Here is a 25,895-nt window from a genome sequence, read left to right as displayed (position 1 = left end):
AAAAGGGGAGGGGACTAGGCATGAGTGCGCTGGTTGTGAAGCGCCAATTGACAGTTAATATAATGTCCGCAGCGATTGCATGAGTTGAATAGGCCTCTTTCTTGTCCTCTCCATTTTCAAGGGAGGCTAGAGGGGGTTGTTGCTCTGAACTAAATCCGGTTTAGGTATTTGAATAAGTCAACAGACTAAAAGCGATCTCAGTCCGGTCCTCCCCATTTTTAAGGGGGAGTTAGAGGGGGTTACTGCTCCGAACTAAATTGAATAACCTTTCCAAAACAGACTCGGTTTGCTTCATCACTTCTTCGTTGGTAAATCTCAGAACCTTAATCCCCAATGCTTCCAGAAATGCATCCCTCATTGCATCTTTCTCTTTTCCCTCATCAGAGAAGTGGCTATTGCCATCAATTTCAATTACCAAGTTCAACTCAGTGCAATAGAAGTCGACAATATAGCGACCAATGCCATGTTGCCGCCGAAACTTCACGCCAAGCTGTTTACGTCTGATTCTTTGCCAGAGTACCTCTTCAGGTTTTGGCATATTTGTACGTAACTGACTCCTGATTTGCTTTTGGTACTTTAAGTTAAAAGTTCGTTGCGGCACTGGTGCTTCCTTTGCGTTCTTAACCCCTCCCTAACCCTCCCCTTAGAAAGGGGAGGGGACTAGATCGGAGTGCGCTTAGTGTGAAGCACCAGCTGACAATTAATATGATGTGCGCTGTGATTTCATAGGTAAAAGCGATCTCAGCCCAGCCCTCCCCATTTTCAAGGGGAGTTAGAGGGGCTTATTACTCCAAACTAAATCCGGTTTCGATATTTGAATAAGTCAGCGAACCAAAAGCGAACTCAGTCCAGTCCTCCCCATTTTCAAGGGGGAGCTAGAGGGGGTTGTTGCTCTGAACTAAATCCGGTTTCGGTGTTTTGAATAAGTCAGCGAACTAAAAGTGAGCTCAGTCCAGTCCTCCCCATTTTCAAGGGGGAGCAAGAGGGGGTTGTTGCTCTGAACTAAATCCGGTTTCAGTGTTTTGAATAAGTCAGCGAACTAAAAGTGAGCTCAGTCCAGTCCTCCCCATTCTCAAGGGGGAGCTAGAGGGCTGTCTCTTATACACAAATCCCTAAGCTTGTAGCTTAGGGATTTTTTTTTGAACTCTTTCAAGTGTGTGCGATCTGATCACTTAAGAATCCTTACTGAAACACTAAGATGACACACTCAGACGCTAAACTTTGGGCGCAAGAACAATTTGGACAAGCACAACTTAAAGATCCTCGAAGAACACAACGCCTCATCAGTTTAGCGACTTCCATTGCTAATCAACCAGAGTCTCCGTGGCTAAACTTCCTTTTTCTCCCGCCGATATGGAAGGGGCATATCGCTTTATCCGCAATGAAAACATCGATGCAAAAGACATCGCTGAAGCAGGTTTTCAATCAACGGTATCTCGAGCTAACGAGCATGAGGAATTACTCGCGCTTGAAGATACAACAACGCTCTGTTTTCCTCATCGAAGTATAAAAGATGAACTCGGGCACACGAATCAAGGCGACAGAATTCGAGCTCTCCATGTACATTCGACGTTACTTTTTGCACCACAAAGTCAGACCATTGTTGGTCTTATAGAGCAACAACGATGGAGCCGAGATATTACTAAGCGTGGGCAAAAGCACCAACACGCGACTCGTCCTTACGAGGAGAAAGAGAGTTACAAATGGGAGCAAGCTTCTCGCCGTGTCGTTGAGCGCCTAGGGGATAAGATGTTAGATGTTATCTCGGTCTGTGACCGAGAAGCAGACCTATTCGAATACTTAACTTATAAACGTCAACATCAGCAGCGCTTTGTCGTTCGCTCAATGCAAAGTCGTTGTCTAGAAGAACACGCTCAAAAGCTTTACGACTATGCGCAAGCGTTACCAAGTGTCGAGACAAAGGAGCTTACCATCCCCCAAAAAGGAGGGAGAAAAGCGAGAGATGTAAAGCTTGACGTTAAATATGGTCAGGTGACATTAAAGGCTCCGGCAAACAAAAAGAGCACGCAGGCATACCTGTTTATTATGTTGGTTGCCTTGAGCAAGGGGCATCAAAAGACAAGTTAGCATGGCACCTCTTGACGTCGGAGCCAATAAACAACGTTGAAGACGCCATGAGAATTATCGGTTATTACGAGCGTCGATGGCTGATTGAAGACTTCCATAAAGTCTGGAAAAGTGAAGGTACGGATGTGGAGTCACTAAGACTCCAAAGTAAAGGTAACTTAGAGAGTTAAGTGTCATCTATGCCTTTGTTGCGACTCGTTTATTGGCGTTACGTTTCATTAAAGAAGTTGATGAGCTATCAACAGAAAGTTGTGAAAAGGCCTTGGGCACAAAAGCTTGGAAGCTGCTGTGGTTGAAACTAGAAAGCAAGACATTACCTAAAGAAGTACCCGATATGAGCTGGGCGTACAGAAATCTTGCTAAATTAGGCGGTTGGAAAGATACCAAGAGGACGGGCAGAGCTTCAATAAAGGCACTATGGGAAGGATGGTTTAAACTGCAAACCATCCTTGAAGGCTACGAGCTCGCAATGTCTCTTGATCACTAGACTTGTGATCAAGAGACAGGCTAGAGGGAGGGTTGTTACTCCGAACTAAATCCAGTTTCGGTATTTGAATAAGTCAGAAAACAAAAAGCGAACTCTGTCCGGTTCTCCCCCTTTTCAAGGGGGAGTTAGAGGGGGTTGTTGCTCCAAACCATATCCAGCTTCGGTATTTGGATTGGTCAGGGAAACAAAAGTAAACTCCGCCCGGTCCTCCCCCTTTTCAAGAGGGAATTAGAGGGGGTTATTACTCCAAACAAAAAGGGCTCCTTGCGGAGCCCTTTCAGTATCGTAATTCTTTACTTCTTAGTATGGAACTGTTCGCAAGCCAGCATTGTGTTCTCAATTAGGCTTGCTACTGTCATTGGGCCAACGCCGCCTGGTACAGGGGTAATGAAGCTCGCGTTTTCACGCGCTTTATCGTATTCCACGTCACCCACTAGTTTGCCTGACTCAAGACGGTTGATACCCACATCAACCACAACCGCGCCTTTCTTAATCCACTCTCCAGGAATGAAGTTCGGCTTACCAACCGCAACTACAACAAGGTCTGCTTGGCGAACGTGACCTTCTAGATCTTTAGTAAAGCGGTGACAAGTTGTTGTCGTACAACCAGCAAGAAGCAGCTCAAGTGTCATCGGGCGACCAACTATGTTTGATGCACCAACCACAACTGCGTGTTTGCCACGTAGTTCTATGTTGTAACGGTCAAGAAGCGTAATAATGCCTTTTGGTGTACAAGAACGAAGCTTAGGAATGCGCTGCGCTAGACGACCCACGTTGTAAGGGTGGAAGCCATCCACGTCTTTCTCTGGGTGAATGCGCTCAAGAACGTGCGTTGCATCGATGCCAGCAGGAAGAGGTAACTGAACAAGAATACCGTCAATTTCTACGTCGCTGTTCAACTCATCAATTAGAGCCAGCAATTCTTCTTCCGACGTTGTCGCAGGAAGGTCAAAAGACTTAGAGACAAAGCCAACTTCTTCACACGCACGGCGCTTACTGCCAACGTAAACTTGAGAAGCTGGATCTTCACCAACTAGAACAACTGCAAGACCTGGAGCACGAAGGCCAGCCTCAACGCGAGCTTTCACACGTGCTGCAACTTCGGATCGAACAGTTTGGGAAATGAGAGTTCCATCTATATTTTGAGCAGTCATGACTTTCCTTTTTAAATTGAGAAGGCAAATTATTTGCGGCGCATTGTCGCAGAAAATCTATTTAACATCCATACGCAAACGTTTGCTTTGTGGTGTTTTTGAACATTTATCGTTTTGGTGCCCTTTTTTTAGGCATTCAGATCAGAATGTTATGAAAACCCGTTGATTTAAGCGCTTGAACTCGTATAATCCTGTCCCTGTAGCGCGCCCTTAGCTCAGCTGGATAGAGCACGTCCCTTCTAAGGATGTGGTCATAGGTTCGAATCCTATAGGGCGTGCCATTTATTTAGAAACCCCGATAGCTCTTAGAGTTATCGGGGTTTTGTCGTTTGGATTGTCCAAAATGACTCATTTCATAGAATTTGGTTCTCTTCTATTCCATTTAGTAAATCATGAAAAAATAATTCTAACCGCAGTTGTGCTTTCTATCTTAAGTGGATGTGTCACGCGTAAAGTTCGTGTGCTTCCACAAGCTGTCAATATTTCTCCGATTACTGACGTAGCAATTAAAAATCTTAATTGTCAAATGGTGGACTCTTACATCATTGAAGATGCACACCCTAACAATGTCGAACGAATGCTAAAGAACCAGACTTATGCTTCTGGTGGAAATCGATACCATATTACTAAGGTGCTTGATACCAGTCGTGGTCGTCCTTCCAGTGTGGTTGCTGAGTTGTATAACTGTCCATCGGCACCGAGCGTAAGTGTGGCTAAAGCAACCAAAACCATGTTACTGCCTGGTGCCAATGAGGTGCAGCCAATCTCATTTGCAGAGGTGGAAAACAATGAGTGTAAAGTCATCGGTAACCAAGTTGTGTCTGAGCAACAAAAAGGTTCCTTATTTGAGGAACTTGCAAACCAAGTTTATATGGCGGGTGGTAACCGATATCACGTGGTGAAGGTGATAGAAACCGATGGACAAAATCCAACGTCAGTTTCAGCAGATATTTATCGCTGTAAGCACCGCTCTGTAGCTTACGAATAGAACAAAAAAGCGCTAGCTAAGAAGCTAGCGCTTTTTGTTTAAAAGGGGTTTAGATCTTTTTAAAGATGAGTGAGGTGTTGATACCGCCAAACGCAAAGTTATTGCTCATTAGGTATTCAACATTGAGCTCGCGACCTTGTTCTGAGATGTAATCTAGGTCGCCACACTGTGGGTCTAGGTTCTCTAGGTTAAGGGTCGGGTTAAACCAACCTCCGTGCATCATCTCTAGGCTTAGCCACGCCTCGATAGCACCACAAGCACCTAGGGTATGACCAAAGTAGCTCTTCAATGAGCTGATTGGCACTTTACCGAGTGCATTTGCCGTGGCGTTGCTTTCTGCAATGTCGCCGCGGTCAGTCGCCGTACCGTGCGCCGATACATAATCGATTTGATCTGCCGAAATGCCTGCGTTCTGTAGCGCCATCTCCATACAGATTTGCATGGTTTCCATTTGAGGTTGTGTTACGTGCGCAGCATCGCAGTTGCTTGCAAAGCCAATGATCTCGGCATAGATTTTTGCGCCGCGAGCCACTGCGTGTTCGTACTCTTCTAAAACCAATGTACCTGCGCCTTCGCCAATTACTAAGCCATCGCGCTCAGTATCGTAGGGTCTTGGGGTACTTTTCGGTGCGTCGTTTTTCAAACTGGTCGCGAAAAGGGTATCAAACACAGCCGATTCTGTTGGGCAAAGCTCTTCAGCGCCACCTGCAACCATCACGGTTTGGTAGCCGTGCTTAATGGCTTCGTAGGCGTAACCAATCGCTTGGCTGCCGGAAGTACATGCGCTACTGGTTGGAATCACGCGACCTTTTAAGCCAAAGAACAGACCAACGTTAACCGCAGTCGTGTGTGGCATCATTTGTACGTAAGTTGTCGCGGTAATCGCTTTGGTGGTTTTGCCATTTAGCATTACACCAAATGCGCCAATGGCATCGGTACTGCCTGTAGATGAGCCGTAAGCGATACCGGTTTGACCGTTAGTGAGAACATCATTGCCAATCAGACCGGCTTGGCTTAGCGCGTTTTCTGTTGCGACAGTCGCAAGCTTAGAGACACGACCCATACCGCGGACTTGTTTGCGTTTGTAATGCTTCGGTAGTTCGAAGTCAGTTACAGGTGCAGCAAGCTTGGTGTTCAAACCATCATATTGCTCATAAGAGGGCATGTATTGAGTGGCGTTCTGGCAGTCGCGCAGTTTAGGCTCTACTGCTGACCAATCGTTACCAAAGGCGGTAACACCGGACATACCTGTCACAACGACTCGACGACTCATACTAAGCCTCCATTTACTGAGATAACTTGGCGGGTAACATAACCTGCAATATCAGACATCAAGTAGCTTACTAGACCAGCCACTTCCTCTGGTTCACCCATGCGACGAAGAGGGATTTGCGGCATCGCGTGCTCTTTTACGTGCTCATCCACCATGCCAGTATCAATAAGACCTGGTGCCACACAGTTCACGGTGATCTTACGTTTTGCGAGTTCAAGCGCGAGAGATTTCGTTGCACCAATCACGCCAGCTTTTGCCGCGCTGTAGTTGGTTTGACCACGGTTGCCCATCAGACCAGACACCGACGCGAGAGTCACAATACGACCGCCTTTGCGTTTTTGTACCATTGGCATTACGCAAGGGTGCAGTACGTTGTAGAAACTATCTAGGTTGGTATGAATCACGCCATCCCATTCTTCTTCCGTCATAGCTGGGAAAGCAGTGTCGCGAGTGATGCCAGCATTGTTGACGACACCGTAGTAAGCACCATGCTCTGCGATGTCGGCTTCTAGTTTAGTACGGCATTCTTCGCGGTTGCTGATATCAAACTGGATCAGACGACCCGAGCCACCATGTTGTTCAATGGTCTCTAAAGTGTTTTGTGCGCCTTGTTGATCGCCCATGTAATGCACGACGACGTGGAAACCGTCTTTGGCAAGTTGAACGGCGATGGCTTTACCAATGCCTTTACTGGCACCAGTTACGAGGACTTGTCGGGTCATTGTTGACTCCTGATTTTCATTTCTTTTAATTTTTCTTCTGATGGAACGTATACGTTCAACTGACAGGTAGCGATGGTTTTTTCTTGCCACTCCATGCGAGCAGAAAACACCGCCATGCCATTGTCTTCCATCATTTTCTCGGCATACACGTCGAGCTGTTGACCTTGAGTAAAGGCATCGCACTCAGAAGAGTAACGTCGACTGCCTAATAAGAACCCAATCGGTGGCTCCTGTCCTTGAATAAGGGCATGGTAGCCAGACCAAGCGGCAACAGACTGTGCCATAAACTCTATACCGACATACGCCGGAACCGTTTGAGTATCACGGTTGAAAAAAGGGTTATGCTCGCCAATATCAACCTGACAATGGATGGTGTCTTGTTGAATATCGATAGCACGATCAACCAAGATCATTGGTCTATCGTGCGGAAGCAGTTGTTCAATTGGGGGAAGTTTAGTCATGAGCGTAACCAAAAATAAGACTAACGTTATTACCGCCGAAAGCAAAAGAGTTGCTTAAAATCGCTTTTCCACCAAGTTTTGATGGTGCTTCAACGAGGGAGATTTCGATATCATCCGCTTTGTTCGCGCAATGCTGGACGGGGAGGGCGAGATCGTAATTCAAAATATGCCATGCGATTGCCGCTTCAGTTGCGCTGGCGGCACCTAGAGTATGACCGGTTAACGGTTTGGTTGAGCTCACTGATACAGCATCGCCAAAGCAGCGGAAAATGGCTTTGCTTTCCATCGAATCGTTCAATGGGGTCGCGGTTCCATGCGCATTGATGTAACCAATATCTTCAGCCGTTAAGCCAGCGTTTGAAAGGGCTTTGTTCATGGCCTCTTCTGCACCTAGTCCCTCTGGGTGTGGTGCAGAGATATGGTGTGCGTCAGAGCTGTCTCCTGCGCCTAACAACGCCACTTTGGCTGGCGTGTGGCTCAATAGCATGATGGACGCGGCTTCTCCGATATTAATACCCGAACGATCTGCATCGAATGGTAAGCAGTGTTTGTCTGACAGGGCTTCTAGACCACTAAAGCCATTTAAGGTCAGGCGACATATTGTGTCGACACCACCAACAATCACGGCATCGACTAGCCCCGATTTTAAAAGACGTTGAGCGGTGATAAATACGCGTCCACTGGAAGAGCAAGCTGTCGATACAGCGTAATGAGGACCTGTCAATCCAAAATACGCGGCGACAAAGTCACTGCAATGACCAAGCTCTTGCTTACGGTAATGGTAATCGTTTGGGAACGCACCATCTGAGAGCTTTTCTGCAAAGGCAATTTCACCATCTGCAATGCCGGAGGTGCTGGTCCCGATCACCACGGCAATGCGGTCTGAGCCATATTGGCCAATGGCTTCGCGGACTTTGGGTTCGATCTGCAAAATGGCAGAGAGTGCGAGTCGGTTGTTTCTAGAATCAAACGAATGCAGCGCCTGCGGAAGCGTTGGTAATGGTTCTAAGACGCGTCCAATAACGGTTTCTCGATCGTTATTCAGAATGGTTTTATCCACGACCATGTTTGATGGCTTAGAACCTGATAGACATTGATGAATGCTTGTATCATCGTTACCCATCGCGGAATGAAAGCCGCAGGCCTGAATATACAAAGGTTGAGGAGAGCGAGTAGACATAGTGTTGTATTAGGATCGTTCTTAATTTAATTGATACTGCAGTGTTTGAATAGAAATCGAAAACGGATGTTGAAGGTGATTAAAGCTAATCTTACCTTTCAGTTTGTCGCGATTCTCATAGCGGATGTCTATGATCTTTTCACCGTCGCTATTAAACACGGCTCTAGAATATTCATCATCAATCATTCGCCACCTTACCTTATTTAGCGGCGCTTCCCAAGCAGAACTCGGCCACAGCGTGATCATTAGGTTGAATAGTACTTGCTCCGGTTCTGGCAACGTGCCATCGAGACCGGCTAAAACTTCTGTATTTATCTGCTCACCATTGTAGTTGAGGGATAAAATTCGGGTACCCCAAGAGGAAAAGCCAGCTAGTGTGACATCGTTGCTGTTCACTTGTAATTGCACTGGCAGTTGTTCTTGTCTCTCTTTTCCTTCTGCGGTCCAAGTCGCAGTAATCAACTGGCTTGCTGTGAGGTGATAACCGAGATCGTTCGGGGCAGGGAGCGCGACAGAGACGCCTTTTTCTATTTCGACGCTAGGCGTTGATTGTTTGGGTACTAAGCTGCAAGCACTGAGCAAAGTTACAAAAATCATTGTGATGAAAATACGCACGGCCGTGGAAGTGCTCATTGTGATTTTTCCTTAGTCATAATAGCAATCGGCGAGAGTAGCCAGGCGATGAAAATGCCACTTAAAACGGTCACACCAAAGCTATGAATCGCATGGGTTTGACTTAGAGAGAGTAACCCAAAAGACAATACCGTTGTGATGGCAGAGAGCGTAATCGCGAGAAGAGTGCTCAAACTGCGTGCTTTCTCAGCAAAAAATAGGGTGTAGTCGATACCGATTCCCAAGATCAGGATCAAGCCTAACAAGTTAAATAAGTTGAGTGTCGAGCCAGCAGCAACCGCGGCAGCGAGACCTCCAATACAAGCAATTGCTGAAGGGAGTAAAATACGCCAACCGTGGTGAAAGCCGTAGCGTTTGACTAGAACGGCAAAAATAATCGCGGCAGCAGCAAATAACAGCTCCATGATTTTAATGCGGTACTCGCCAAATAATGTCGAGATCTCTTCGGCTTTATTTAAGTAACTGATATCTGGTTGAGACTGCGCAAATGCTTTTACAATTTCTGGGTCGTTCAACTTGTTTAACGTGATGACCGCTGCCGATTGACCTTCGATTTCTCCCAAGTAGAGGAAGCGAATTGGTTCGGACACCGGATTGTTTAGATAGTCTGGCAAACTGACTGGCACAAGGGTGTTTGTCAGTTTTGGCTTGTGTGCCAGTTGTAAGCCTGATGCTAAAGCAGAAGCTTGCGTTTGGTACAGATTCGCTATCAGAGCAAAATCACTTTGTTGGCGTTCGGTTGAGCCCAGATACTTACTCAAACTTTGATAGCCTTCAATGATGTTGGTTTGTTGCCATTGCTGTAGCGTAGGGTCAAGTTGCTCTAGTCGTTGAAGTAGAGATTGATCCGTGTCGGCGGTGACCACAAGCATTTGCTGAGAAGCCCGCATTCCACTGACTTTTGTAATCAAAGCTTCTTGCTGTTTTAGCGTTTCTGGCATGGCTTGCAATTGGCGAATGTCATCGTCGTACTTCAACTGAGTGAGAAAATAGCCACTGATGATAAGACAGATAAGCGGCAGCCCAACTTTCACACTAGGATGTTGCCACACAGATAACCATGCAGACAACAGCCGATGACCCGGTACTTTCACCGCATTGCGAGAAGGTTTCACTGCGAGAATCGGGTACCAAGCCACTACGGTTGCGTAAGCGGCAATCAGTCCGATAGAGGAGAAGAGGGCAAGTTGCTGCAAGCCTGGGAAAGGCGCAATCAACATGCCTAAATAGCCAATCAAACTGGTGATAAGACCTAAAGTGATGGCAGCAAAAATATGTTTGAGACCTTTTCGACTGTCCCACTGGCTGCCTTCAGATAAACGTTCCGTCAGATAATGGAAGGCGTAGTCTATTGAAACGCCAATCAAGCTTGCACCGAAGACCAAACTGAATAGATGGACTTTGCCAAATACCCAAGTGGTGACGCTAAGAGCAATCAGCAAACCAACCGAAATGGATAACAGCGCTAAAGAGAGCGGCATTAAACTTCGGAACACAACCAAGAACAACACGACGATGCCCAATAAAGAGAACACGCCAATAGTGCTGATTTCTGATTTCGCACTCTGAGTGCCAAAGTCTGCGTAAAACAGCACGCCGGTATGCGCAGTTTTAGCACCAAACTGTGCGGCGATGGATTGCTCTAGCTGTTCGATTTTTGGAACGACACTTTGAGTCGATAGAGCGTATGGAGAACCACTGATTGTCGCAGTGATTAAGAGGTATTGTTGACCATCTTTTTCGACAGACAAGTAGCCATTATCGAGTCTAAACGCTGATGTTTGCTGCGTGACTTGGCTTAAGTAATTACGAAACAGTAAGAACGGATCGTTTTGTAGCTCTTGACCTGTTACGCCCGAGAACGGGTTGTAAAGGGATTGAACCACATATTGCACTTGAGCTTGTGGGTCTTGGCTTAGTCGCTCTCGTTGTGCTTGAGTCAGTTGCTGGAAACGATGATTGAAGTAGTAGCTTGCCCAAGCTTGTTGAGCGTCAGGTGATATTTTCCCGATGACGTTGGTAAACTGTTGGGTTTCTCTTAACCCTTTTTCAAATGCGCCAGCGGCTTTTAGCAATTGTGTTTTGTCGGCAGTGGTCAGCACAAAGATGACTTGATCACTCATGCTGGTGGAGACTGCTTCAAACGCTTGCTCTGCGATTGGATTTTGCTGATTTTCAGGCAGCAGTTTTAGGATGTTGGTTTCAATCGGCGAGTGTTCGCTCCCCACCCATTGTTTTAATAGCAGAGCGCTTGCGATCACAACTAAGCTTAACCAAAGCCAAGCCAATGCGTATGAACCTAGACGGAATTTAGAAATCAAATTGAGCCTTTTCTGCATCCGTTAATTCCTTTGGCAAAGACGCTTGTTGAGTAAACTCAATCTCTGTTTTGTCTCCGCGCAGTTCTTCTAGCATTAATTGGTCAATATGAGTGTTACCAGAGAGCGTGATGGCTTTAAACACCGCGTTAAGTGGCGCTTGTTTTGGAGTGAGAACTAATTGCCATTGACCACTATCTTGAGCAGAAAAGTCCAGCGTAAACTGTTCTTTCAATGCTGCGGTATCACCATGGAAAACCGATAGAAATACATGGCTAAAATAGAATGCCATTGGGTTTTCTTGTGCGGTGATGGTTTTTGGCGCTTGGTTAGCAAAGGTCTGGCGTAACTTGTCTTGAGTTAAAACCAAGTTTACGGCAAATGGGATCTGCTGTTGCCAAAGTAAACCGTGCGATTTGCTGAGAGTAAAAATGCCTGTTGAAGTAAGCGGTTGATTAAACATCTCTAGGTGACGGCTTTGTTTAAAATCGCCGCGGACTACTTCGTTTTGTGACAGCTGCGCCTGCAATGAGTCGAGATCCACCACTTTAGCCCAGCTCGGAGTCGAGAATGATACGAGCAGAGCCATAGACACAAATAAAGAGAACAAGGATTTGTGCATTAAGATAGGCTCCCACATTTATGCCACTGCTCTACTTTATCTAGAAAAGCGGCAGGAGAAACAAAGCACATTTCTTGTTTTTCGATAGAAACTGCCACTTGTGTGGTATGAGCTTTACACATGCGCTGATCGGTTTTGGCATCATAAATCACGTAGTCTACGCGCAAGCGGTTTTCCCACTCAGTGAGCGTCGCGGTAATGCGAATCTCGTGGTTGAATGGGATTGCCTTTACATACTTCACGCGGGTGTCGATGATTGGCCACATGTAGCCCGACGCTTGCATATCACGGTAGCTGTACTCAATCTTCTCCATTAGCACTCGGCGTGCTTCTTCGAAGTAACGAAAGAAGTTACCGTGATAGATGACGCCCATCGGATCAGCATCCTGAAATGAGGTGACCATTGTCACCTCGGTTTCTAGCGGGTAAAGGACTTGTTCTTGCATTACGCCTCCGCGTACAACAACCAGTGACGTTGTTGGATTTTAGCGATGAAGTTACGTAGATCGTGCTCTAGTGGACGGTCTTCGACAACAAACTCGAACTCTTCCAATACCGCATCGCGAATCATCTTCAAGTTACTGCTCATGTGGTGTTCGTCTAGCTCATTATGGCGGCGACGAATCTCTACCGCTTGAACACTCGCCAGCAAAGATGCCGCTGCGACTTGTTCTGTCAGCTCAAGAACGCGCATACAGTCGCGAGCTGCAATCGTACCCATGCTCACTTTGTCTTGGTTATGACACTCTGTTGAGCGTGAGAACACGCTTGCGGGCATGGTGTGTTTTAGCGCTTCTGCTGTCCAAGCTGAAATACCAATTTGCACCGCTTTAAAGCCATGGTTGATTGGCTTACGTTCGCCTTCCGCACCCGTCAGGTTGAATGGCAGACCATTGTTGAACTTGTAGTCCATTAACTGAGCCATCTGACGATCCAGTAGATCCGCTAGGTTCGCGATGTTTGTTTTCAGTGTGTCCATCGCCATTGCAATATGACCGCCGTAGAAGTGTCCACCATGCAGCACGCGTTCGTTGTCGCCATCGATGATTGGGTTATCGTTTGCGCTGTTAAGCTCGTTCTCGATCAATTGACGCAACCAAGGAAGAGAATCTTGAACCATGCCGATCACGTGTGGAGCACAACGCAGAGAGTAACGATCTTGCAGGCGGTCACTGTTGCGTGGTGGGCGTTCCGCTTTAAGGTCGTTACGTAGCCATGCCGCAACTTGTTGTTGACCCGGGTGAGGTTTCACTGCGAAGAGGGCTTCATCAAAGTGGAAATCATTGCCCTGCATACCTACCGATACCATCGCCGTGATCTTAGTGCACAACTGAGCAAGGTATTCTGCGCGTTTGTAAGCAATACACGCCAGAGCAGTCATCACGGATGTGCCATTCATCAGCGCCAAACCTTCTTTTGGTTTGAGCGTAATTGGAGTAATGCCAAGTTCAGTAAATACATCAAGAGTTGGGCGTACTTCACCTTTGTAAAGCACATCGCGCTCACCAATAAGCGCCGCAGCAAGGTAAGACAGTGGTGTTAAGTCGCCACTGGCGCCTACCGAGCCTTCCTGCGGGATGCGTGGTGCAATGTCGTGGTTGATCAGGTTGACGATTTGGTTCAATAGATCATGCGAAACACCAGAAACCCCTTGTGATAGAGAACATAGGCGAGTTGCCAGCACGGCTCTTGCTTGCTCATGAGACAAGATCTCGCCTAAACCACAACCATGAAAGCGAGTGAGGTGAAGGGGTAATTCATCGACCAATGCTGGTGGGATTGCAACAGTGCAAGAGTCGCCATACCCAGTAGTTACGCCGTAAATTACGCCTTCTTCTTTAAGTAATTCTTCTAGGAATGCCACACCGCGATCAATCTTCGATGTGAATTCCGGTGACGCATTCATGTTTGCTTTTGCACCATGTGCAATCGCGACGACATCTTCAATCGAAAGGCGTTCTGCACCAAAGGTGATGCTTTGATTATTGTTCATTGTCATGTTGCTGATTACTTAAAGTCCAGAAATTAAAAAAGTTGTACCACTGCAATGGAGCTTGCAGTGTGTGATGTTCTAATCGTTGCGCATATTGCTGCACCACGTTGTCCAGCGCTTCTTGGCGACTCTTACGTGGTAAGACGATTTGATCACTAAAATGTTCAAAATATACGTTAAAGTGCGGCGTTTCGGCGTTATCGTCTCGTAGACCAAACAGCAGATAAACTGGAGCTTTCAACACTGAAGCCAACATAAATGGTCCCTGTGGGAAGGGCGCTGGCTTGCCTAAAAAGTCCGCCCAAACGACGCGGCTTTCAACGCTGGTGGAAGTGCGATCGCCAACAATCACCACCCATTCACCTTGCTCTATTTTTTGTTGAAGCAAAATGGCGGTATCAGGTCCCATCGAACTCACTTGGATAAGGTTAAGCTCGGAGCTTGGGTTAACGGCCTTCATCACGGCATTAAATTGCTCGGCGTGCTCGGTGAACACCAATGCATTGATTTTCACGTGTGAATGTCGGCGACCAAGCGCTCTACACAATTCGATGTTACCAAGGTGGGAACCAAGAATGACCACGCCTTGTTGTTTCTCAGCCATCTCTTCGAAGTGGTGCTGACCATGAATGGTAAGATTGTCCACACTGAAATCACCTTGCCAAGCTGCCAACTTATCAAGCATGGTTCGCCCAAATGACAGCAGGTGCTGATAGCTGTCCAAAGGTTGAGGTAGGGTGATGTTCTGTTGTTTCGCGTGTTGTTGCAATTGATCTAAGTAGATCTCAGAAGCTTGTCGAGCAGACTTACCTGTTAGGTGGTAGTAACGCATTACGAGCTTCAAAATGAGGTCAAAAACTTTGCGTCCAAATACTCGATAAACGGCTAATAGGGTTTTGATCCCCAACACGGTGCCTTGTTCTTTTCGCTTTGACCAATGAGCGTCGCGAGATGTTGCTTGCTTGGATTCGTTTGCACGCTTGTGCTTACGAGCCAGCAATGAAGGGATGCGAGGCAACATGCCAAAGAACAAACGTGTGTGCATCCAACTGATTTTTACGTTGTCCCAAAGTGCATCAAAATGAGAAATGCCACCTTCAGGGTAAATCACGCGTGTTGGTACGAAATCAATATCGGTGCCTTCCCAATACATACGAACTAAGATCTCAATGTCGAAGTCCATGCGCTTACCAATGTCGTACTTGTGGAGCACGTCCACAGTTTGGGTAAGAGGGTAAGCTCGAAAGCCACACATGCTGTCTTTGATAGAAAGCGATAGCGTCTCAATCCACACCCAAACATGGGTCGCGTATCGTCCGTAGAGACGTGATTTAGGTACGCTTTCGTCGTAAACCGGTTGTCCAGAAATTAGTCTGTTTGGGTTAGCCTGCGAAGCCTGCAATAACGTTGGCACAGCCTCAAGGTCGTGTTGCCCATCGGCATCTATCTGAATTGCATGAGAGAACCCTTGTAGCAGCGCTTGCTTAATACCAGCCATTACTGCGCCACCTTTACCTTGGTTTTCTGAAAGGCGAATCAAGGTGATTTTCTCTTCATTTGCTAAAGCATCTAGAGCACGTTTTGTCTCTTCATTACTGCCGTCATCAACGACTAAAACTGGCAGGGAAAAAACAGACAACGACTCAACCACAGCCGCAATCGTGCTGCCATGGTTGTAGCATGGAATAAGAAAACAAGGGTGGTATTGGTTCTCGTTGCTTGCGCTTGTCACGTTAATTCCCTAGCTTCATTTTGCCTGAAGAGTGAACCACGGTTTGCTCGCCCGAGATCGACGTATACTTAAATGCCAGTTTTTCACGCTCTGCATCCCAGGAAAGCGTGAGGCTAACGCACATGTCCGGTAGGATAGGTTCTTGGAATTTGATGACTTCCATGCCTTTGAACAGTGTTGGTGTGTTCAAGTATTCGACCGCATAAAACAGCGCCCAATCGATTTGTGTTACGCCTGGCAACAATGGGAAATGGGTAAAGTGACCTTGGAAATCCAAGATGTCGGCATCGACACGCATTTTAATCGTCGCGATGTGATTGTCGATATCAACCTGTTTGAGCGTTGGTTTTCTTTTGTCCATGATGAGTTCTTTTATTCTTGGAACAGTTTTTCTATTTCAGCGATCTGGCGCTTGCCTTGGCTATTGAGCGGAATCTCGTCTAAAACGCGGAATTTTCTTGGAATAGCAATCGGCTCTAACCAGCTACGCAAGGCTTTTCTTAGCGCTAACCAGAACTTACCTTTCCCGAGTTCTTGCAGTGTTTGATCGCCTTCGTTGGTCAAGACTATCACTGCAAATAGAGACAGCCGTCCGGCGTCTTCCATCGGGATGACGGCGCTTTCTTTTACCCACGGCAATTGCTCTAAACGCTTCTCGACTTCGACCAACGAAACGCGCTTTTCTTCAACTTTGACGATTCTGTCGGTGCGACCGCGTAGTTCGAAGGAAATACTATCATGGAAATAGCATTCATCTGCAGTTTGATACCACGCGTTTTCGTCAATGTGGGGAGAACGAAGCTTTAAACAGTTTTCATGATTTAGAGCGGCTTCAACACCGGGGAAAAGAGTCCAAGGTTGGGTAGCAGATAGTTGCTGTCGATAAGCGATACCACCCGTTTCGGTACTGCCGAAGACCTCTAATGGGTAATCACCAAACAATTGCTGGCTGTGATTGGAAGCGTCATTAGGTAAAGGACCTCCAGAAGAAAAAACGCAGCGTAACGCCGATGGTTGATGCTCTTCTGTCAGGCGTTTAAGTAATGCAGGGCTACTGATCAATGTTGTCTCAGTAGAGGCAAAATGCACAATCTGCTCTGGAAATTCTAAGTTATGAGCGGCAAAAGGGCGCCCAGAGCACAATGGCCAGAGAACGCGGAATAGCAACCCGTAGATATGTTGGTGAGACACCGTGCTCTCGATATGAGAGCCTTCCAGTTTGTCGCCCCATAAGCCGTCAAGAATGGCGACTTCCACATCCAGTTGTTTGAGTGTTTTTCTGATCGCTTTTGGTTTACCGCTTGAGCCTGAGGTAAACAGCGTGACGCTGATATTCGCAAGTGGCAAGGCTTGCCATTCACAAATGAGAGAATCAAAACTTGTATTCACGTGCAAAGCTGAGAGCCCTGTTGGAATCATCACTTCAGTGTCGTGCAATACCAGATCGAAGTGCTCATCGAGCTCTTTTAAAGCTTCAGGTTGGTAATTGCCGGGAAGGACGATGGATTTTCCAGCATGACAACAAGCAAAGAAACTGAGCGCAAAAAGGTAGCTGTTGCCAAAACAGAGCGCGATTCGTTGGGCATCAAACGTGTCTAACGTGGCTCGTAAACTGGCGACGTTGTGCTGAAAAGACTCCCACGTCATGGTTTGGTTTCTGTCATACGCAATCGTGGATTGTGCCTCTCTATTGGCTGTCATTAAGGTCGCAATAGAGGAGAAGTTTAACGAACTTGTGTTCATACGATTTAATGTTCCTTTCGTACAAATTGACGCACTATCCATTCACCAGCGAACAAGCTACCAGCGAGTAAATAACTGATTAAGCCGTTGTACAGCGTCCAGGTTTCGATAGGTTGAAAACAGGTATACAGTGCTACCGATGCATTCAAGATAAAGAATCCACACCACACGAACGTAACTTTTCGTGTGTAGATCACGCCACTTTGAGGAAGTTCAGGCTCTTGAAGGCGAGCCAGTCTCTCGATGATGGTTTGCGGTTGCTTCAAGCTCAGTGAGAACACGCCAAGCATGCAAAGGTTGACGACAGCAGGGTAGAACTTTAGCCACCCGTGCTGCTTAAAAACAACACCTAAGGTGACTAAGACAATACCCACAGCGCCCGTGGTGATCGCAAGGAACTTAAACTCTTTGAGTGGTGTTTTGTTTGCAGCGAGTAACCGCAAAAGCAACGCTGCAACCAATAAGCCACCAACCAGATTTAAACCAAATCGGTCGATACCGAAGTAAACCGCGAAGGGGTAGGCAAATAATACAATTGCAGACAAAACCGTCAGCAATTGGCGCATTAACTTTCCTTGAGAAGTTCAGTTACTGCATTAACCACGTCATCGACAGTACGAACTGTGCTGAATTCCGCTGGTTTGATCTTTTTGCCAGTGACATTTTGTAGGTGTACAACAAGGTCTACGGCATCAATGCTGTCTAGGTCTAGATCGGTGTAAAGGTGGGCTTCTGGCTGAATGTCTTCAGCTTCGATCTCGAATAGCTCCACAAGCGCATCTTTAACTTGTTCAAATACTTGATCTTTATTTACGTCTGTCATGAATATACCTAAAAACTATTCATTATCTTGAGAAGAGGTTTGAGAAGAAATGTACTTCGCAAGGTTAGCTACAGAAGCGAAGTGCTCACGAGTGTTCGAATCATCTGCATCAATGACAATGTTGTATTGCTTTTTAATTGCTAATCCAAGTTCAAGAGCATCGATAGAATCCAAGCCAAGACCATCACCAAAAAGTGGTGCTTCTGTTTCAATATCGTCGACGGTCAAATCTTCTAGGTTTAGAGCGTCAATAATAAGTTGCTTGATATCGTTGTGTAATTGTTCCACTGGGACCTGCTTATAATTACGAATTTTCTGGAAATATAGTTTCAGCCAAATGCTGTTGTAAGCGACGAGCCGCTATCGTTGGGGACGTAGTTTGCTTTATAAAAGGCTCAATCTCAACTTTATCCTTAACTTCAACCTTGAAAAATGGTTTTGTCTTTGGAACTTGATACCATTTTTTCTCTTTTGTCAGGAAGCTTGGCGTGACCGTAATATGTACGACACGCAAATCTCGCTCGGTTCTAACCGCTATTTGCGCTGCGCCTCTTTGTAATTTTGATTTTACACCTGGAGTGGTTCTTGTGCCTTCAGGAAAAATAAGCAAAACGTTACCATCGTCAAATCTTTCTTCACACATTGATAATAAATCATCAGGTGCTTCGTTGGGGATATAGCCTGCAGCCTTAACAATGTGCTTCATAAATGGGTTTGCCCAAATTGCGGACTTAACTAAACAGTCGCAGCGTTTTAATTGGGATGCGATCAAAACGTAATCAATTAAACTGGGGTGGTTCGCAACGATAAGGCAGTTTTTATCTTGTTGAAGAATGTCAGCCCCAATGATTTGGTAATCAATTGCGCCGCAAAGCTTCATCAAGTTACAAAAAGTGTTGAAAGAATATTGAATCGCCCCTTGAACTTTATATTCTCTCTGTTTTATATCCGATGTGGTTAGGTGAATAAATGGAATGACGATAAAGCTAAGTACCAAGCCACCTAAACCAAAAACCGAGAAACAAAATCCTGTCGCGAATACTCGCCAATATTGATTCAACATCCTCATTGACGACGCCATTCCCATGATTGTTGAGGCGAATGAATCGTCCAATTGTTTGCTGATGATAAAAAGTGCTGAATAAAGCTAAGCCCTTGCGGAAAGGCATTTTCGTCTGTTTTCTTGATTGTTGCTTGTACGCTAAAAGTATCGCCATGAGAAAGCACCAGACCTAAACCATATCCATGGTAAGCGTGCGTTTCAAACTCAGAATATGACTCTGGGAGTGGCTCATCAAAATCGACAATCAGAACTTTCTTGTCAGGGTTATCGTACAGGAATAGCCACGCTTCGATTAATGCACTTTGGAAGGTATTTTCAGCAGCTGCGATAGAGGTGAGAGGGATCGGCTGTTTAGTTGCGATGGTCGAAAGCCCAGCTGCGGTATTATGCACGGACTGAGAGAATGCCATTGGTGATGCTTCTTCACCCTTAAGGATGTCTTCTACCAACGCCACACTGCGATGAAGTTCACCGTGACGGCTAGAGAAAACAAGGTAGTCAACATCGTGCTGCTTGAGCAACTCAATCGCCGTTTGAACCGCTAACTTACTCAGTTGGCTCATACGTCTGCGCATCATAGGTGGGATATCAGATACGTTCAGTTTGCCTTCTTCTGGCCACTGACCGATAGAGGTCCATTGTTTCCACTCATCGACTTGACTAAGCCCTTGAGAGTTAGCTGACCAAGCGTCGATATTAAACGAAATTTTGATCTTGGAATTTGGCATATTTTATTAAATTGCTTTATTTTACCGCTCGATACAATTTAAGCTTCAGCAGAAACCATAATAAAGGAAATTATCATGTTACGTTTAAAGCTGTTTATATCAGTGCTATTGACTTTGCTTCTTGTCGGTTGTGGTCGAGTTCAACCTGTAATGAATGTGGAGGATACTCCAGTTGCTTATGATCTTCAAAATAAACAAGTAAAAGCGGCGATTGTTCAATCAGCAACTAATCGCGGTTGGACGATTGAAGAAACAAGCCCAGGTTTATTAATTGCAAAAATCAACGTTCGTAGTCACTTTGCGGAAGTAGAAATTCCATATAGCAACAAATATTATTCAATTATTTATCTCAACTCAGTAAATCTAAAAGCAAGTGATGGCAAAATCCATCGTAATTACAACCGTTGGGTGAACAACTTAAATGTTGATATTCAACGCGCGCTTGCTCTTTTAGGCGCAGAGTCCCAGTAATAATTATATTAATTGAAGTTAGGTTTTTTCGTGTTAAATCAAAATATTGATCCTTTCAACGCTTTTGAAGCTAAAACAGAAGCTCAAAAATTATCTTTCGCCCCTATTGTTTTCCAGACCGCGAGAACACTTCGAGATCTTGGCGTTTTAGCTGCGCTCGACAGTGCGGGTTCAAAAGGCATGAATGCCATAGAGATCGCAGAGAAAACAGGCGTATCTGAATATGGCGTCAAAGTGTTGTTGGATATGGCCATTAGTGCGCACATTGTTTTGTGGGAAAAACCTAACTATTCCTTGGCTAACCTAGGCTTCTACTTACTTTATGATGGCATGACGCAAGCAAACATGGATTTCACTGCCGATGTTTGTTATGCCGCGATGATGCACTTAACGGATGCGATCAAAGAAGGCAAACCGTCAGGCCTTAAAGAACTTGGTGATTGGGAAACCATTTACCAAGGGTTATCAACATTGCCAGAGCAAGCGAAACAAAGCTGGTTCAAGTTTGACCACTTTTACTCTGATCGCTCCTTCCCACTATTACTTAAAGAAGTATTTGCTAATAAACCAAGTCACATTGTGGACATTGGTGGCAATACAGGTAAGTGGGCAATGCAGTGCTGCAACCATGATCAAGATGTGAACATTACGATTGTTGATCTTCCTCAGCAGCTAGAAGTTGCGATGGCAAATGCCAAGGAAAATCAACTGAGTGAGCGCATCACTCCATTCCCAGCCAACATGCTGGATAAAGCTCAAGTGTTACCTGAGCACGCTGATATCTGGTGGATGAGTCAATTCCTTGATTGCTTCTCACCAATCGAAATTCTCAATATTCTTAAGAAAGTGAAAGCGCAGCTTCGAGAAGGCGACACGGTATACATCTTAGAACTGTTCTGGGATGCACAAAAATACGCGGGTGCTTCTTATAGCTTGAACGCGACCTCGCTTTACTTTACCTGTTTAGCAAACGGCAACAGTCGTTTCTACCGCAGCGATGATTTTCTGGAAATTGTCGAAGCGGCAGGTTTAGTCGTGACAGAAAGAACTGACAACATTGGTCTCGGTCATACATTATTAAAACTAAAAGCAAACTAGAAAGCAGAATGATAATAGAACAAAAGCAAGTCGTCGTCGTTGGTGCAGGACCGTCAGGTTCTACCGTTTCAGCATTGCTCAATATGCGCGGAATTAATGTCGTTGTTATTGAAAAAGCCATCTTCCCACGTTTCTCTATCGGTGAAAGCTTGCTTCCAGCATGCATGGATGTGGTAGAGCAAGCCGGTATGTTAGAAGCGGTGAATCAATATGGATTCCAGTACAAAGATGGTGCTGCGTTTCGTCGCAATGGCGTTTATACCCAATTTGATTTCACCGACAAATTCACTGCAGGACCGGGTACCACTTACCAAGTTCAACGCGGTAACTTCGATAAAGTACTGGCAGACAGTGCAGTGGAGCAAGGTGTTGAAATTCGTTACCAGCACGAACTGACAAGCATCGACTTTGAAGGTGCCAAGTCGATTCTTAATGTGCTTGACGCTGACAAACAGGCTTACCAAATTGAAGCCGATTACGTGCTAGACGCTAGTGGTTTTGGTCGCGTTCTTCCTCGTTTGCTCGCCCTAGAAGAGCCTTCATGCTTGCCACCGAGAAAAGCAATTTTTACGCACATTGAAGACAACATTACGGCAGAAGGGATTGAATACGATCGCAACAAGATCTTGATCTCTGTGCGTCCTGAAAATCATGATGTGTGGTATTGGTTGATCCCGTTCTCAAATGGTACTTGCTCATTTGGTGTGGTTGGCGAACCGACGTTCTTTGAAAACTATCCCGAGGATAAGATTGCCGCTCTTAAGCAGCTAGCAAGTGAAGAACCAGGGCTTGCGCAGCTCCTTAACCAAGCTAAGTACCCAAATCCTGCTGGTGAGCTGGGTGGCTATTCAGCGAACGTAAAACACTTAGCGACACCACACTACGCGTTGCTTGGTAATGCTGGTGAGTTTCTTGATCCAGTCTTCTCTTCAGGCGTGACTATTGCCATGAAGTCAGCACAATTTGCAGCAGACTGCATTGAACGTCAGCTAAATGGTGAAACGGTCGATTGGCAGTCTGATTATGCTGATCGCCTAATGGTGGGCGTCAATACTTTCCGTACTTACGTGGAAGGTTGGTACAACGGCATGCTGCAAGATGTTATCTTCTACCAAGAACCGAACCCACGCATCAAACAAATGATTAGCGCGATTCTGGCGGGTTACGCATGGGATGAAGCTAACCCATACGTCAAACAAAGCGAGCAACGGTTATCTACATTAGCGGAACTGGTAAGAGGCGAAGAGCTGTAAGGCTCAGAACCGAAACTGAGGATAACCAAAAACTCCGATAGCTCCTCTAGTTATCGGGGTTTTGTCGTTTTAGGCGACAGCACTTCTAACGCAACGTTTCCTACAACTTTTGCACTACCTTCTAGTCTTTGCAATCAATAGCACTTACTATGTGTTCAGTTCAATTGCAGCCTTACCTTTATGTCCTCAACCACCAATTTCTATAACCAAAATGCGAGCTCATTAGCGGAGCAATATAACTCGACGACGTTTGAGAACGTTCACGCGAGCTGGCAGGCTTTTTGGCCTCATGCTGGCGATCGGGTATTGGATGTGGGAGCGGGGTCTGGGAGAGATGCAAAATGGATGTCAGAACAAGGCAGTGAGGTGATTGCTCTTGAGCCTGCTGCATCTCTACTAGAGCTTGGGAAAGTTAAGACAGGTGATTCGGTTACTTGGCTTGACGATGCCTTGCCTGCGCTTGAGAAAACCACCAACTTAGGGCTTCGCTTTGATCTTATTTTAGTGAGTGCGGTTTGGATGCACCTTGCGACGTCTCATCGTGAGCGTGCCTTCCGCAAGCTCTCTAATCTGCTGGCACCAAATGGCCGATTGGTCATAAGTCTTCGCCATGGTGAGTTCACCGATGGACGCAAAGCTTACCCTGTCTCTGTTCAAGAGTTAGAACAGCTGGCAAAGAACAGTGCGTTTATGGTTAGGCATGTCTCCGACAGTGACGACCAACTCAAGCGTGATGACGTTCATTGGCAGACGGTTGTCATGTCACTTCCCGATGATGGCTCCGGTGATCTCAACAAGGTTCGTCATATCATTGTAAACGACTCTAAATCAGCAACTTACAAACTGGCATTGCTACGAACCTTATTGCGAATTGCAGATGCACATTCTGGAGCCGTTATTGATCGTACAGACGGCAAAGTCGCGATCCCTCTTGGTTTAGTTGGCCTGTATTGGATTCGTCAGTTCAAACGCCTTATCGATAAAGAAAACATCCAGCAGAACTCTAATGCATCAAAAGGGCTCGGCTTCATTAAGCCTGATGGTTGGGGCAAGCTATCTCATTTAAGCCCTGATGATTTAGCGATTGGTACCATGTTTATTGGTGATGATGCGGCTGCTTTAGATAAAGCGATTAAAGACAGTTTGAAAACCATCAAAGATGGCCCAGTTACCTACACATACCAAGGTGACAAATCGAATCCATATTTTGAAATGGTACGTTCATCGAAAAAGCACAAAGGCACTATTGTTGTTGATGGAGCATTCCTTGAAAGCTATGGCCAATTTATTCTGGATGAGAGTTTGTGGGACTGCTTTAGGCTTTATCACTCTTGGATTGAACCTCTAGTGGTCAATCAATGGATTCTTGAAATGCAGCGGTTTAGCGCAAACCAAGAACGAGGTATCGCGCTACAAACATACCACGATTGTTTAGTTTGGATTGATAGAGACCACGACACTCGCGCGGTACGCAAGCGGGTAGAGCAGTTACGTTCGAATCACTCTGAGATCATCAGTGTTTGGAGTGGAAGCAAGCTACGTAACGAATACCATGTAGACCACTGCTTACCTTTTGCTTATTGGCCGAACAACGATAAATGGAACTTGCTGCCAACATCCAAAACCGAAAACTTAAATAAGCGCGATCGACTGCCTGCGGTTTATCGATTAAACGCATCAAAACAACGTATTTTGGATTGGTGGGAATTGGCGTGGGGAGAGTCAGAAACACTCAGCCAATCATTCTTTACAGAAGCGTCGTTGTCTTTACCGAATATTCCTGCTTCTTGCCAAGACTTTGAGCATGTATTTGAGGCGATGGGATTGCAGATTCGTGGTGTGAAAAGCCGTCTTTGTATTGCAGAGTGGTAACTGGGTATCACTCGAAGTTTTATTATTGTTAAGTGCAGCGATCGTTGGGTTGAAATACTCTCTCATGTTTAGCCAGAGAAGTGAGAGAGTATGATAATTAGCACAATCGGATTCGTAACGGCGGTGGCCCGCATTAGATGTGTTGTTTGAGTCCTATTCAAATGGCAACTTAACCAACATCCATGGTGTTCAAGTTTATGAACGTGATGCAGTATTAGTGCAGCTCCGACAAGATCAAGGCCGTATTGTCACTCAGTGGTTTACCATCCAACCTAGCGAGAACACACAACAAATCTCTCATTGTTTTCAACGTACAGAAAAACGCTGAGTATACTTTTCCAACAACTCCATTTATTGATGTGATGTTTTCTATAAAGCTCATAGATCTATCTCACACTTTTGTGCTTCACAATTGATACTGATATTAAAAAAGTAAGAAATGGATTACAGTTTGGGAAATGTTTTCCAAATGTGGTTGTATCGTGAAAACGGTTTCTAAGCGCTTGTATAAGCTACTAAAAATAACAAAGCTTAAGCACAAAAAAGATAAGGTTTTTTCCTTTTCTAACAGCCTGATACGTAAGAATCAGAAATTCCTGAAAATTTTCTCACCTTCGTCTTTATCCCTTAAGAAAAGTGATGTTTCTCATTCATCTTTTTCGCCCTCTTCTGTCGATGCTCTCGCTTGGGGAAATCGCGTTTCGCCTGAGTTCAAAAGTAAAGTGAACGACATTTCTCAAGAGCTCAATATTGATCCAAACCACTTGATGGCTTGCATGGCGTTTGAAACGGCAGAGACATTTAGCCCGAGCATCAAAAATGGCTCTGGGAGTGGGGCGACAGGGCTAATTCAGTTTATGCCATCAACGGCAGAGGCGCTGGGAACCAGCACTAAGAAACTGGCCAAAATGAGTGCTATTGAGCAGCTCGATTATGTCAAAGCGTACTTTATGCCTTACCGAAATCGTATGGCTTGTTTAGAGGATGTTTATATGGCGATCCTCTATCCGGCGGCAATTGGAAAGCCATCTTCGCATGTATTGTTCAAACAAGGGTCGATCGCCTATCGCCAGAACGCGGGGATCGACCGTAAGAAGACGGGCAGGATTACTTTGGGTGATGTTTCTTACAAGGTGCGACGCAAACTAGAGAAGGGCATGCACCCTAACTTTCACGGCTAATCCTTCCTTTGG

At 45.7% G+C, this 25,895-nt stretch carries 25 protein-coding genes, 1 tRNA gene and 1 pseudogene; 8 read left to right on the top strand and 19 right to left on the bottom strand.

The features are described 5' to 3' along the window. Positions 1–229: 229 nt before the first annotated feature. Entirely contained in the window at positions 230–601 is a 372-nt protein-coding gene (locus KJB05_RS13485) for an endonuclease domain-containing protein (RefSeq protein WP_208446048.1), read from the bottom strand. 597 nt (positions 602–1,198) lie between these two features. On the opposite strand from KJB05_RS13485, the pseudogene KJB05_RS13480 reads away from it, so the two are divergent. Continuing rightward, positions 1,199–2,575, top strand: a pseudogene (locus KJB05_RS13480) (IS4 family transposase). Positions 2,576–2,868: 293 nt separating this feature from the next. On the opposite strand, the gene folD reads toward KJB05_RS13480, so the two are convergent. Beyond that, complete coding sequence (folD, locus tag KJB05_RS13475) at positions 2,869–3,729, bottom strand: bifunctional methylenetetrahydrofolate dehydrogenase/methenyltetrahydrofolate cyclohydrolase FolD (protein WP_208445638.1); 861 nt, start codon at positions 3,727–3,729, stop codon at positions 2,869–2,871. 204 nt (positions 3,730–3,933) lie between these two features. On the opposite strand from folD, the gene KJB05_RS13470 reads away from it, so the two are divergent. Further along, positions 3,934–4,010: transfer RNA gene (locus KJB05_RS13470), tRNA-Arg, on the top strand. A 62-nt stretch (positions 4,011–4,072) separates the two neighbouring features. After that, on the top strand, positions 4,073–4,717 hold the full coding sequence (locus tag KJB05_RS13465; RefSeq protein WP_213053082.1) for a DUF1471 domain-containing protein: 645 nt from the start codon (positions 4,073–4,075) through the stop codon (positions 4,715–4,717). Between the two features lie 49 nt (positions 4,718–4,766). Here KJB05_RS13465 and KJB05_RS13460 read toward each other — a convergent pair whose 3' ends face one another. From KJB05_RS13460 to KJB05_RS13380, 17 genes are read right to left on the bottom strand one after another with little or no spacing between them, the layout of a single operon-like run. Next, positions 4,767–5,990, bottom strand: a complete 1,224-nt coding sequence (locus KJB05_RS13460; protein ID WP_208445640.1) for a beta-ketoacyl-ACP synthase — start codon at positions 5,988–5,990, stop codon at positions 4,767–4,769. Next, on the bottom strand, positions 5,987–6,712 hold the full coding sequence (fabG, locus tag KJB05_RS13455) for a 3-oxoacyl-ACP reductase FabG (protein ID WP_029788652.1): 726 nt from the start codon (positions 6,710–6,712) through the stop codon (positions 5,987–5,989). The genes KJB05_RS13460 and fabG overlap by 4 nt, the downstream gene beginning before the upstream one ends. Continuing rightward, the gene (locus tag KJB05_RS13450) at positions 6,709–7,173 is read right to left on the bottom strand and encodes a hotdog family protein (protein ID WP_208445641.1); all 465 of its coding nucleotides are present in this window, start codon (positions 7,171–7,173) and stop codon (positions 6,709–6,711) included. The genes fabG and KJB05_RS13450 overlap by 4 nt, the downstream gene beginning before the upstream one ends. Beyond that, on the bottom strand, positions 7,166–8,353 hold the full coding sequence (locus tag KJB05_RS13445; RefSeq protein ID WP_208445642.1) for a beta-ketoacyl-[acyl-carrier-protein] synthase family protein: 1,188 nt from the start codon (positions 8,351–8,353) through the stop codon (positions 7,166–7,168). Before KJB05_RS13445 ends, KJB05_RS13450 begins: the two co-directional genes overlap by 8 nt. Positions 8,354–8,374: 21 nt before the next feature. Continuing rightward, on the bottom strand, positions 8,375–8,986 hold the full coding sequence (locus tag KJB05_RS13440) for a DUF3261 domain-containing protein (protein WP_038898590.1): 612 nt from the start codon (positions 8,984–8,986) through the stop codon (positions 8,375–8,377). Beyond that, complete coding sequence (locus tag KJB05_RS13435; protein WP_208445643.1) at positions 8,983–11,325, bottom strand: MMPL family transporter; 2,343 nt, start codon at positions 11,323–11,325, stop codon at positions 8,983–8,985. Before KJB05_RS13435 ends, KJB05_RS13440 begins: the two co-directional genes overlap by 4 nt. After that, positions 11,297–11,926 carry an outer membrane lipoprotein carrier protein LolA gene (locus tag KJB05_RS13430; protein ID WP_208445644.1) on the bottom strand — a complete coding sequence of 210 codons (630 nt, stop codon included), beginning with the start codon at positions 11,924–11,926 and terminating at the stop codon, positions 11,297–11,299. Before KJB05_RS13430 ends, KJB05_RS13435 begins: the two co-directional genes overlap by 29 nt. Next, a complete protein-coding gene (locus KJB05_RS13425; RefSeq protein WP_005446478.1) occupies positions 11,926–12,372 on the bottom strand; it encodes an acyl-CoA thioesterase in 447 nt (148 codons plus the stop codon). Before KJB05_RS13425 ends, KJB05_RS13430 begins: the two co-directional genes overlap by 1 nt. After that, complete coding sequence (locus KJB05_RS13420) at positions 12,372–13,925, bottom strand: aromatic amino acid ammonia-lyase (RefSeq protein ID WP_208445645.1); 1,554 nt, start codon at positions 13,923–13,925, stop codon at positions 12,372–12,374. The genes KJB05_RS13425 and KJB05_RS13420 overlap by 1 nt, the downstream gene beginning before the upstream one ends. Then, complete coding sequence (locus KJB05_RS13415; RefSeq protein ID WP_017818971.1) at positions 13,909–15,651, bottom strand: glycosyltransferase family 2 protein; 1,743 nt, start codon at positions 15,649–15,651, stop codon at positions 13,909–13,911. Before KJB05_RS13415 ends, KJB05_RS13420 begins: the two co-directional genes overlap by 17 nt. A gap of 1 nt (position 15,652) precedes the next feature. Further along, positions 15,653–16,012, bottom strand: a complete 360-nt coding sequence (locus KJB05_RS13410) for a hypothetical protein (protein ID WP_009700649.1) — start codon at positions 16,010–16,012, stop codon at positions 15,653–15,655. 11 nt (positions 16,013–16,023) lie between these two features. Continuing rightward, positions 16,024–17,394, bottom strand: a complete 1,371-nt coding sequence (locus KJB05_RS13405) for an AMP-binding protein (protein ID WP_208445646.1) — start codon at positions 17,392–17,394, stop codon at positions 16,024–16,026. Between the two features lie 5 nt (positions 17,395–17,399). Further along, positions 17,400–17,960, bottom strand: coding sequence for a septation protein IspZ (locus tag KJB05_RS13400; protein WP_208445647.1), 561 nt, complete (start codon positions 17,958–17,960; stop codon positions 17,400–17,402). Further along, a complete protein-coding gene (locus tag KJB05_RS13395) occupies positions 17,960–18,217 on the bottom strand; it encodes an acyl carrier protein (protein ID WP_005446488.1) in 258 nt (85 codons plus the stop codon). Before KJB05_RS13395 ends, KJB05_RS13400 begins: the two co-directional genes overlap by 1 nt. A gap of 15 nt (positions 18,218–18,232) precedes the next feature. Next, positions 18,233–18,505, bottom strand: coding sequence for a phosphopantetheine-binding protein (locus KJB05_RS13390; protein ID WP_009696047.1), 273 nt, complete (start codon positions 18,503–18,505; stop codon positions 18,233–18,235). Between the two features lie 16 nt (positions 18,506–18,521). Then, entirely contained in the window at positions 18,522–19,286 is a 765-nt protein-coding gene (locus KJB05_RS13385; protein WP_208445648.1) for a lysophospholipid acyltransferase family protein, read from the bottom strand. Continuing rightward, positions 19,283–20,008, bottom strand: a complete 726-nt coding sequence (locus KJB05_RS13380) for a beta-ketoacyl synthase chain length factor (RefSeq protein WP_208445649.1) — start codon at positions 20,006–20,008, stop codon at positions 19,283–19,285. Before KJB05_RS13380 ends, KJB05_RS13385 begins: the two co-directional genes overlap by 4 nt. Before the next feature lie 75 nt (positions 20,009–20,083). Between KJB05_RS13380 and KJB05_RS13375 the strand changes: the two genes are divergently transcribed. From KJB05_RS13375 to KJB05_RS13355, 5 genes are all read left to right on the top strand, one after another. Beyond that, positions 20,084–20,479 (top strand): hypothetical protein, encoded by a 396-nt coding sequence (locus tag KJB05_RS13375; RefSeq protein WP_208445650.1) that lies wholly within the window; start codon positions 20,084–20,086, stop codon positions 20,477–20,479. A gap of 30 nt (positions 20,480–20,509) precedes the next feature. Continuing rightward, positions 20,510–21,577, top strand: a complete 1,068-nt coding sequence (locus tag KJB05_RS13370; RefSeq protein WP_208445651.1) for a class I SAM-dependent methyltransferase — start codon at positions 20,510–20,512, stop codon at positions 21,575–21,577. Between the two features lie 8 nt (positions 21,578–21,585). Then, positions 21,586–22,830, top strand: a complete 1,245-nt coding sequence (locus KJB05_RS13365; protein WP_213053081.1) for an NAD(P)/FAD-dependent oxidoreductase — start codon at positions 21,586–21,588, stop codon at positions 22,828–22,830. Between the two features lie 180 nt (positions 22,831–23,010). After that, on the top strand, positions 23,011–24,702 hold the full coding sequence (locus KJB05_RS13360) for a class I SAM-dependent methyltransferase (protein ID WP_208445652.1): 1,692 nt from the start codon (positions 23,011–23,013) through the stop codon (positions 24,700–24,702). Positions 24,703–25,160: 458 nt separating this feature from the next. Beyond that, on the top strand, positions 25,161–25,883 hold the full coding sequence (locus KJB05_RS13355; protein WP_208445653.1) for a transglycosylase SLT domain-containing protein: 723 nt from the start codon (positions 25,161–25,163) through the stop codon (positions 25,881–25,883). Positions 25,884–25,895: the final 12 nt, after the last annotated feature.

This window comes from Vibrio sp. B1ASS3, assembly GCF_905175355.1.
Lineage (GTDB): Bacteria > Pseudomonadota > Gammaproteobacteria > Enterobacterales > Vibrionaceae > Vibrio > Vibrio owensii.
The sequence above is the reverse complement of the archived record's forward strand: the minus strand, read 5'-3'. Positions and strand labels throughout refer to the sequence as shown.

What these genes read in the sequence shown, in the direction of transcription:
- folD (WP_208445638.1), bottom strand. Translation starts at nt 3,729, where the DNA reads ATGACTGCTCAAAATATAGATGGAACTCTCATTTCCCAAACTGTTCGA.
- KJB05_RS13465 (WP_213053082.1), top strand. Translation starts at nt 4,073, where the DNA reads ATGACTCATTTCATAGAATTTGGTTCTCTTCTATTCCATTTAGTAAAT.
- KJB05_RS13460 (WP_208445640.1), bottom strand. Translation starts at nt 5,990, where the DNA reads ATGAGTCGTCGAGTCGTTGTGACAGGTATGTCCGGTGTTACCGCCTTT.
- fabG (WP_029788652.1), bottom strand. Translation starts at nt 6,712, where the DNA reads ATGACCCGACAAGTCCTCGTAACTGGTGCCAGTAAAGGCATTGGTAAA.
- KJB05_RS13450 (WP_208445641.1), bottom strand. Translation starts at nt 7,173, where the DNA reads ATGACTAAACTTCCCCCAATTGAACAACTGCTTCCGCACGATAGACCA.
- KJB05_RS13445 (WP_208445642.1), bottom strand. Translation starts at nt 8,353, where the DNA reads ATGTCTACTCGCTCTCCTCAACCTTTGTATATTCAGGCCTGCGGCTTT.
- KJB05_RS13440 (WP_038898590.1), bottom strand. Translation starts at nt 8,986, where the DNA reads ATGAGCACTTCCACGGCCGTGCGTATTTTCATCACAATGATTTTTGTA.
- KJB05_RS13435 (WP_208445643.1), bottom strand. Translation starts at nt 11,325, where the DNA reads ATGCAGAAAAGGCTCAATTTGATTTCTAAATTCCGTCTAGGTTCATAC.
- KJB05_RS13430 (WP_208445644.1), bottom strand. Translation starts at nt 11,926, where the DNA reads ATGCACAAATCCTTGTTCTCTTTATTTGTGTCTATGGCTCTGCTCGTA.
- KJB05_RS13425 (WP_005446478.1), bottom strand. Translation starts at nt 12,372, where the DNA reads ATGCAAGAACAAGTCCTTTACCCGCTAGAAACCGAGGTGACAATGGTC.
- KJB05_RS13420 (WP_208445645.1), bottom strand. Translation starts at nt 13,925, where the DNA reads ATGACAATGAACAATAATCAAAGCATCACCTTTGGTGCAGAACGCCTT.
- KJB05_RS13410 (WP_009700649.1), bottom strand. Translation starts at nt 16,012, where the DNA reads ATGGACAAAAGAAAACCAACGCTCAAACAGGTTGATATCGACAATCAC.
- KJB05_RS13405 (WP_208445646.1), bottom strand. Translation starts at nt 17,394, where the DNA reads ATGAACACAAGTTCGTTAAACTTCTCCTCTATTGCGACCTTAATGACA.
- KJB05_RS13400 (WP_208445647.1), bottom strand. Translation starts at nt 17,960, where the DNA reads ATGCGCCAATTGCTGACGGTTTTGTCTGCAATTGTATTATTTGCCTAC.
- KJB05_RS13395 (WP_005446488.1), bottom strand. Translation starts at nt 18,217, where the DNA reads ATGACAGACGTAAATAAAGATCAAGTATTTGAACAAGTTAAAGATGCG.
- KJB05_RS13385 (WP_208445648.1), bottom strand. Translation starts at nt 19,286, where the DNA reads ATGAGGATGTTGAATCAATATTGGCGAGTATTCGCGACAGGATTTTGT.
- KJB05_RS13380 (WP_208445649.1), bottom strand. Translation starts at nt 20,008, where the DNA reads ATGCCAAATTCCAAGATCAAAATTTCGTTTAATATCGACGCTTGGTCA.
- KJB05_RS13375 (WP_208445650.1), top strand. Translation starts at nt 20,084, where the DNA reads ATGTTACGTTTAAAGCTGTTTATATCAGTGCTATTGACTTTGCTTCTT.
- KJB05_RS13365 (WP_213053081.1), top strand. Translation starts at nt 21,586, where the DNA reads ATGATAATAGAACAAAAGCAAGTCGTCGTCGTTGGTGCAGGACCGTCA.
- KJB05_RS13360 (WP_208445652.1), top strand. Translation starts at nt 23,011, where the DNA reads ATGTCCTCAACCACCAATTTCTATAACCAAAATGCGAGCTCATTAGCG.
- KJB05_RS13355 (WP_208445653.1), top strand. Translation starts at nt 25,161, where the DNA reads ATGTTTTCCAAATGTGGTTGTATCGTGAAAACGGTTTCTAAGCGCTTG.